Source organism: Dietzia sp. CW19 (genome assembly GCF_014145265.1).
GTDB lineage: Bacteria > Actinomycetota > Actinomycetes > Mycobacteriales > Mycobacteriaceae > Dietzia > Dietzia natronolimnaea.
On record NZ_JAALEE010000280.1, the window covers coordinates 1 to 2,863 of the forward strand.

Below are 2,863 nucleotides of genomic sequence, written 5' to 3' on the forward strand. Positions count from 1 at the left end.
CCGCGCTCACGGTGACGGCCTCGGGGGCGAGCACGGCGGCGTCGTAGCCGAGCCGCTGCCCGTCGGCGGTCAGCTCGCCGCCGTAGTTGTACAGGACCCGGGAGGCGGACGGGTCGAACGCCGGGAGCTCGGTGCTGACCCCGGGGTCGAGGGTGACGATCCAGATGGCGAGGTGGCTGTCCGGGCGCGCGGCCCAGGAGTGCGGTGGCGGGTCGAGTGCCCGGATCCCGTCGATCTCCCCGGCGATCACCCGGACGCGCGCGGCGGCCCCCTCCTCACCGCGGACGACGACCGGGGTGTCCTCGGACCAGAACATGTCGAAGTACGGCTCGGCGGACTTGTCCTCGGGGGCGAGGTTGAGCCAGATCTGGAACAGCTCCATGGTGTTGGTCGCGTCGGGATCCAGCAGGGGGAACATCTCCGAGTGCGAGATCCCCGCACCGGCGGTGAGCCACTGTGTGTCACCGTGCCCGAAGCGGGCGGCGGCGCCCAGCGAGTCGGAGTGGTCCACCACGCCGTCGAGCACCACGGTGACGGTCTCGAAGCCGCGGTGTGGGTGCTGGGGGAAGCCGGGCACCTCTGAGCCGTGGTACATCGACCAGCCGTCCTTGCCGGAGAAGTCGCCTCCGATGGACCGGCCCTCCAGGGAGGCCGCGGGACGCATGGTCTCCCCCTCGGCCGCGGGGAACTCGTCGCGGTGGTGGACCGCGAACAGGAACGGGTCGACACCGGGCCACTGCGCGCCGAGCGGGACTACCTGACGGATGGCGGACACTGGCATCTCCTCTGACGGGACGGTACTTGCTGTCGCGTCATACAACTCCGGGCCCTGGCGGTTTGTTCCCTCCCGCGGCCGAGCCCGGGTCAGCCCCGGGCCAGACCCGGGTCAGCCCCGGGCCACCACTCCGGTCACCGGAATCCGGCCGCCGACCGCCTGGCGGAAGTTGAGCACCGCACGCTGGACGTGGTCGCCCGTGGAGACCACGACCGCGCCGGTGGTCCCGCGCTCGCGGAAGATCTGGTCGGTGAACCGGGCGTTCTGGACCGTCGAGTTGGAGTTGCCCTCCTCGGTGATCCGCCACGGTGCGATCCCGGCGCCGCGGAGCCAGTCGCCCATCGCGCGGGCCTCCGTGCGGCCGTTCTGCGGGACTCCACCGGTCACGATGATGCGGGCGGTGGGGTACTCCCGCGCGAGCCGGAAGCCTGTCCTCAGCCGCTCCTCGAGCACCGGCCGGATCCCCCCGTCGGGATAGAGGCCCGCGCCCAGGATCACGATGTCGGTGGTGAACGGATTGACCGTGAGCACCGCCGGGTCGTCGCTCGTGAGCGCGTCCAGGCCGCCGCACATCTGCAGCATCGACTGGTCGACGTACTGGCAGCCCACCATGGTCAGCCCGTTGTAGAGCGCGGTGCCCGACGGGAGCTCCGCCGAACCCGCGGATGCGGTCCCTGCACCGGCCCCCAGCGCGAGCGCCGCCGTGGCCGCGACCGCTGCGAGACGGATGTGTGTCCTACGCACGATGGCGTTCCTCCCCCGAGAAAAGTGTGTGACTCATTTCGTGACCCGATAGTTATCGGTAGCCACGGTACCGCTGTTACCCGTGAGGCAGAATGGGCCAGAAAATCGCCGGGTAGCCTGCTCACATGCCCGCAGGATATGACAAGTCGGCCGCAGTCCGATACCTCTCCCGAGCGGACCCCGAGCTCGGACGCCACATCGAGTACGTCGGTCCGTGCACCCTCACGCCCGCCCCGGCCGCCGGACCGAACACCCTGTTCGATCGCCTGGCCTCCTCGATCCTGTCCCAGCAACTGTCGGTGAAGGCGGCCGCGACGATCGCCGGCCGACTCCGGGAGCGGGCCGCGGGGCCCCGCCATCTCGATCCCGTCCTCCTGGCCGCCCTCTCCGACGACGAGATCCGCGCCTGCGGCGTCTCCCGCCCCAAGATCGCCGCGCTCCGGGACCTGACCGACGCCGTGGGGACCGGACGGATCCCCACGATGGCGGAGCTGGAGGAACTCGACGACGACGAGGTGGTCGCCTCCCTGACCACCGTCCGCGGGGTGGGCCGATGGACCGTCGAGATGGTGCTGATCTTCCTGTTGGACAGACCCGACGTGTTCCCCGTCGCCGATGTCGGGGTGCGCCGCGGATTCGAGCGGGTCACGGGGCTCGACGAGGCGCCCACCGCCACGCAGATGCTCACCCGTGCCGAGAGCTGGGCCCCGTACCGTTCGGTCGCCTCCTGGTACCTGTGGCGGGCGGTCGACCAGACCGGGCAGGCGGTGCCCACGCCGCCCCCGTCCGGTAGAACGGACACATGGCAACCACCGCATTCAAGGGAAATCCCGTCACCACGTCCGGCGAGCTCCCCGCCGTCGGCACCACCGCCCCGGCGTTCGAGCTGGTCGGCACCGACCTGTCAGCCGTGACCTCCGAGTCGCTGGCGGGCAAGAACGTCGTGCTCAACATCTTCCCGAGCGTCGACACGGGCGTCTGCGCCCAGTCCGTCCGCACCTTCAACGAGAAGGCCACCGGCCTGGACAACACCGCGGTCGTCAACGTCTCGGCCGATCTCCCCTTCGCGCTCAAGCGTTTCGCCGCCGACGAGGGCATCGAGAACGCCTCCGCCGGTTCCACCTTCCGCAGCGATTTCGCCTCGACGTACGGCGTCACGATGGCCGACGGCCCCCTGGCCGGCCTGTGCGCCCGCTCGGTCATCGTTCTCGACGCCGAGGGCAAGGTCGTCTACACCCAGCTCGTCGACGAGATCACCACCGAGCCGGACTACGACTCCGCGCTCGCCGCTCTCAACTGATCACACTCACGACCGCCGGCCCGCCTCCGTGTGGAGGCGGGCCG

At 70.6% G+C, this 2,863-nt stretch carries 4 protein-coding genes; 2 read left to right on the forward strand and 2 right to left on the reverse strand.

What is annotated here, in order from left to right:
- Both G6021_RS09060 and G6021_RS09065 read right to left on the reverse strand, forming a co-directional pair.
- Positions 1-775 (reverse strand): pirin family protein (locus tag G6021_RS09060; RefSeq protein WP_182641113.1); only part of this gene is annotated, 775 nt, incomplete at its 3' end.
- Positions 776-886: 111 nt separating this feature from the next.
- Positions 887-1,519, reverse strand: coding sequence for an ElyC/SanA/YdcF family protein (locus G6021_RS09065; protein WP_182639626.1), 633 nt, complete (start codon positions 1,517-1,519; stop codon positions 887-889).
- Positions 1,520-1,644: 125 nt separating this feature from the next.
- Here G6021_RS09065 and G6021_RS09070 point away from each other — a divergent pair, with 125 nt between their 5' ends.
- Both G6021_RS09070 and tpx read left to right on the forward strand, forming a co-directional pair.
- Entirely contained in the window at positions 1,645-2,433 is a 789-nt protein-coding gene (locus tag G6021_RS09070) for a DNA-3-methyladenine glycosylase (RefSeq protein ID WP_182639627.1), read from the forward strand.
- Entirely contained in the window at positions 2,322-2,819 is a 498-nt protein-coding gene (gene tpx, locus G6021_RS09075; protein WP_182639628.1) for a thiol peroxidase, read from the forward strand. The genes G6021_RS09070 and tpx overlap by 112 nt, the downstream gene beginning before the upstream one ends.
- Positions 2,820-2,863: the final 44 nt, after the last annotated feature.